The organism is Planomonospora algeriensis, from assembly GCF_977012225.1.
Genome location: NZ_CDRNDK010000474.1, coordinates 1 through 4,619, shown reverse-complemented (window position 1 = coordinate 4,619; position 4,619 = coordinate 1). Strand labels below are relative to the sequence as shown.

Sequence of the window (4,619 nt, the reverse complement as noted above, 5' to 3'; positions counted from 1 at the left end):
GCTTCTTGAACATTAGGCTTGAGCCCTCTCTTGAATCGCATCTGGGGAGAACCGATGGGCCGCCGGAAGTTGCCGCTTCCAGCGGCCCCGCCTCATGTGTCAGGCCGCGACGCTCTTGCCGCCGGCCAGACCGTGGAAGGAGCGCTCGACCGAGCGGGCGAACGCCTGGGCCTCACGGGCGAGCTGGCGGGCGAACTCGACGTCGGAAGCGGTGACCAGGTCACCGGCCGAGGTGGTGACCAGCACCGAGAGCGCTCCGAAGTCGAGCGCCAGGACCGGCGTGCGGGCCGGGTAGGGGTGGTTGGTGGCCTGCGCACCGCATCCGGTGTTCAGGCTGATGACGCTGGTGCGGTGGGTTCGGCGACGGGTCATCAGGCGGCGTCCTTTCCGGCGGTGACGGTGTGCTTGGCGGGAGCGGCACCGGTGCGGGGAGCCCGCATCGCGGTGGCGCGGATGGAGTAGGCGAGTCGGCCGGTGGCCTGGGCGACGTAGGGCGTGATGCTCATGCCGTCGAACTCGACGGGGATGATCGGCAGGCCGGGCACCGGGGGCGGGGGCACCGGCTGGACCGGAGAGAGGATCTTGACCGCGACCGTCTTCTGAGTGATCTTGACGGCTGGGTCGGCGTCCATCACGGCTACCTGCCAGACGAGTTCGCCGGTGGTCTTGTCCTTGGCGTAGACGGTGCGCCCGTTGCTGGAGGCGTCGAAGTCCTTGACCTGCTCGACCTCGCCGACGATGTAGCAGCCGTGCGGGAAAACCTGCTCGAAGTCGATCGGGATGGGACCCTGGATGGCCATAGGGTTCTACCTTTCGTCCACCCCCCTAGACATCGACGGCCGTTCCGTCAGGACTGACTGTATAGGGGACTATGCATCGAAGATAAGAGCAGTCTCTCCAACTGTCTAGGGGGGGTCGACGAAATTCTCTGCCTGCGTCGCGGCGGAGCGGCAAGGAACCTGGTCTCCAGTCCGGGCCAGGCTGTGAAGAGGTGGTGCGGCTCAGGACGTCGCAGGCAGAAGGCAGTAGGCCGCTGTGGCGTCGTCGAGGGCTTTGCCGCGCGGCCAGCGTTCGCCGTGCGGGTCGGAGTGCTCGGCCTCACGGACCCGGCGGATCAGTTCGGCGGGGCCGTGCTGGTCGAGGAGGTCGAGGGTCTGCCGCCAGGTGGTCAGGGCGAAGCGGTCGGCCAGGCGGGAGGCGCCGTCGCTGAGCAGGGCGGCGGCGCGGACCTGGTGGGCGGGGACCGTGCCGGTGAGGGCCTGGTCGGCGGCGAGGGGGTCGGCGGAGGCGACCCAGAAGCCGCCGTCGCGGTTGCGGCGGCCGCGCAGGGTCTCCACGTACGCCCGGTGGGCGGCGACGTGTTCGGGGCTTCCGGAGGGCAGGGCGTCCATGGCGGTGCGGTGGGCCGCGCCGACGAGGGCTTCCCGGTCGTCGCAGATGACCATGGGCTCTGCGGTGTCGGCCGTGTCCAGGACGAGGACGGAGTCGGCCAGGATCAGCCAGTCCAGGGTCTCGGCGCTGTGGCGCAGCATGACCACGGTGGCCGAGGGCGAGCCCGCATGGGTCAGGTCGCAGGTGAAGTCGTGCATGGACGCCACGGTCTTGATGCCCTCGGCGAGGATCTCGATCAGCGGGCTGGAGGTCTGCGTCATGGCGGTGAGCAGGGTGGAGCCGAGGGCGCGGCTGTACCAGGCGACACCGTGGGTGCAGCCCGACTGCGAACCGGCCGGGGTGCCGGCGCCGTCGAGGAGGACGACCGCGTCCGGGGTGGCGGCGACGAAGTCCTCGTTGGGGCGGCCGGGGGCTGCTTCGGTGGCGAAGGTGACGCGCATAGGGGGTCAGGGCTCCTCGTGCCGGTAGAGGGGGCTGGCGAGTTCCGCTCTGACGGGTTCCCCGGTTGCCGGGTCGTATTCGACGCCGACCACGCAGGAGAAGCGGTTCTCGCCGACCTGTCCCCACAGGGTGGCGGTCTCGGAGGTGAGCAGGTCGACCACGCCGAGGGTGCCGTGCGGGTGGATGCCGGTGAAGACCAGCAGGTTGCCGTTGCCGTCGGGGCGGGCCAGCCGGCCGAGGTAGGCGTAGTCCACCGGGCGGGCCGGTTCGGAGTCCTCGCCGGAGCGGTAGCTCTTCCCGGTGCGGCGGTCGCGCAGGGTCCACGCGCCGTCCTTGACCCATTCGAGCACTGGATCGGATTCGTACAGCGCGCCCATGACGGGGGAGAGCTTCGGTCCGCAGATGACGATGAGGTTGGGCCGGTTCAGATCGATGTCGCCGCCGAGGGGGACGTGTTCGAGGTTCACCGCCAGGTCGAAGCCGCGGGCCAGGTCTTCCAGCCGCTTGGCGGCGGTGACGTCCTCCATGGCGACGACGGGTCGGGCGTTGCCGGCCTCGCGCTTGAGGGGCGTGGCGAGGGTGATGGTGCCGGTGCCGAGGAACGCGCCTTCGGGGGCCGGGCCGGTGTGTTTGATCTGGTGGATGCGCCCGCGTGACAGGCCGGCCTTCTCGGCGATCTGGGCGTAGGACATGCCCTGGGCGTGGAGTTCCTGGATGACGCGGCGGCGGAGCCGGGCCAGTTCGGTGACCTCCTGCTGTGCGGCGTTGAGTCGTTCGGTCGCGGCCCGCAGCAGCAGATACGGATCGTCGATCGCAGCGATACGGTCGAGGTCGCTCGATGGCACGGTGGTTCCCTTTCGGTGGTGCTCCATCGAGTCTAGGCCCCTAGACGAAATGCCGTCTATCCCCCTTGACGGTACTGTTTTGAGCGGTTCGCCGGTTTTCAGGTCGACCGCCCGGATCGCAGAGCGCCGGTTCGGGACACCGCGCGGGCTCACCGCTCACCGCGCCAGACCGGACAGCAGCGCTGCCCACATCGCGTGCGCCTCGGCCGATCGCCGCCGGGAGGTCTCCCGGACCTTCCACCTGCCGCCCTCGTAGACGGTGCGGCGGATGAACGCCTGCCCGCCGGCCTCGCACAGCTCGTAGAGCGGAACCCGGCACTTGCAGGTCCAGGCGATCACTCGGATCCGTTCCCCGAGTCGGGGCGGATGCCAGTCCAGGCGTTCGCACTCGGACTGTGGAAGCGGAAGATGCGGGCTCAGGCAGCCGGTCACCGGCATGACGCCGCCTGCACGGCCGCGGTCGGCTCGGTGCTGAGCAGCGCCCACACGGTACGGCCCTGCTCGTCGCCGTCGACTCCCCAGGAGTCGGCGAGCGTCGAGACCAGCAGCAGGCCCCGGCCGCCCTCGTCCTCCTGGCCGTCGAGCACTTCGGGTGTGCGGGGACCGCCCTCGTCGAGCACGGCGAGCCACAGCCGGTCCCGGCCGACGTGGATGGTGACGAGGAACCGGCCGCCGAACCGGCCACTGGCTGAGTGCCGTACCGCGTTGGTGGCCAGTTCGCTCACGATGAGTTCGGCCGCCTCCACGACGGGCCAGCCGTTCAGGAACGCGGTGACGAACCGGCGGGCTTCGCGGACCGAGGCCGTGGAGCCGAGGAAGTGACGGGACAAGCGCCAACCTGACATGGGCGTACTCCGTTGTATAGGGGGCTATACATCCATGTCGGAAGCGTATGACCAACAGTAGAAGCCGCTCAAGGTATTCGACGCATAAATGCGTCAGGCTGTTGAGTGGTTCCCCAGAGCTCGGTAGTCCGCCCCGATCTCGCCCAGCAGGCCGCGGAGGTCATCCCCGTAGAGCGCCGCTCCGGCGAACGCCTCGAAGACCTCCTCGTGCGCTTCCAGGTCGCCCGTCTCCGTTAACGTGAGATCACCGGTGAGGCTCTCGACCACGCTCACCGCACCGTCGAAGATCGTGAACCCGTGCAGCGGGAAGGCCGGCGTCTCCGTCCTCCACGGCACGACGCCGAGCCGGACATGCGGCAGCGTCGCCACCTGAGCGAGCCGGTCGAGCTGCGCCAGCATCAACGACGGCGACCCCGGCCAGGTCCGCACCGCACCCTCGGTCAGCACGAAGGCGAACTTCCGCCCCGCCTCGAACAACACGGCCTGCGCCTCGACCCGTACGGCCGCCGCCCTGGCCGCGTCCTCCTCGTCCACCTCCCGGCCGATCGTCAGGGCCAGCCGGGCATACTCCGCCGTCTGCAGCAGCGGCGGCACCATTGCCGAAGAGAACACGGCCATCCATCCGGCCGAGCGCACCCGCGCCGCGTTCGCCGCCTCCCGGCCGACCAACCCACCCTTGAGACGGGAGACCTCATCACGCAGCCGGACGAGCAACGCGTCCAGTGCTCCGCGGTCTGTCTCATCCAGCTCAAGCGCTGCCGAAACCCGCTCGACGGTTTCCGGAGTCGGCAGGAGTTGTCCCGTCTCGATCCGCGAGATCGTCGGCTGCGCCACCCCGGCCCGCTGCGCCAGCTCCTTGCCCGTCAGCCCCGCACCCTTGCGCAACCGCCGAAGCAGCTCGCCCAGCTCCCGCAACCGGTCCTGTCGATCGTCCACACCGAGCGTTCTACCACCAGCCATGATGCACAGACGCGGGCTCTACCCGGATCACTGCCGAATTGTTCTTATAGGTGATCAAGGCGGCGGCGCGCCGCGCCGCCGTACCCGGCCCTCTGCCGCCCGCCGTCCGGGCGTGCGGCGTGGGCGCCGGTCCCGG

The 4,619-nt window shown here is 69.8% G+C and carries 7 protein-coding genes; all 7 read right to left on the bottom strand.

Annotated features, from left to right (window positions below; translation table 11 throughout):
- Positions 1-99 precede the first annotated feature (99 nt).
- Positions 100-372 carry a hypothetical protein gene (locus ACWJ6R_RS30595; RefSeq protein WP_068900076.1) on the bottom strand — a complete coding sequence of 91 codons (273 nt, stop codon included), beginning with the start codon at positions 370-372 and terminating at the stop codon, positions 100-102.
- Positions 372-800 carry a plasmid replication, integration and excision activator gene (locus ACWJ6R_RS30590; RefSeq protein ID WP_449065552.1) on the bottom strand — a complete coding sequence of 143 codons (429 nt, stop codon included), beginning with the start codon at positions 798-800 and terminating at the stop codon, positions 372-374. The genes ACWJ6R_RS30595 and ACWJ6R_RS30590 overlap by 1 nt, the downstream gene beginning before the upstream one ends.
- 201 nt (positions 801-1,001) lie before the next feature.
- A complete protein-coding gene (locus ACWJ6R_RS30585) occupies positions 1,002-1,832 on the bottom strand; it encodes a protein phosphatase 2C domain-containing protein (RefSeq protein WP_449065551.1) in 831 nt (276 codons plus the stop codon).
- A gap of 6 nt (positions 1,833-1,838) precedes the next feature.
- Entirely contained in the window at positions 1,839-2,678 is an 840-nt protein-coding gene (locus ACWJ6R_RS30580; protein WP_449065550.1) for a sigma factor-like helix-turn-helix DNA-binding protein, read from the bottom strand.
- A 156-nt stretch (positions 2,679-2,834) separates the two neighbouring features.
- Positions 2,835-3,017: a hypothetical protein gene (locus tag ACWJ6R_RS30575; RefSeq protein ID WP_449065549.1), complete on the bottom strand. Its 183-nt coding sequence runs from the start codon at positions 3,015-3,017 to the stop codon at positions 2,835-2,837.
- 89 nt (positions 3,018-3,106) lie between these two features.
- Entirely contained in the window at positions 3,107-3,508 is a 402-nt protein-coding gene (locus ACWJ6R_RS30570) for an ATP-binding protein (protein WP_449065548.1), read from the bottom strand.
- 108 nt (positions 3,509-3,616) lie between these two features.
- Positions 3,617-4,438, bottom strand: coding sequence for a helix-turn-helix domain-containing protein (locus ACWJ6R_RS30565; protein WP_449065547.1), 822 nt, complete (start codon positions 4,436-4,438; stop codon positions 3,617-3,619).
- Positions 4,439-4,619 lie beyond the last annotated feature (181 nt).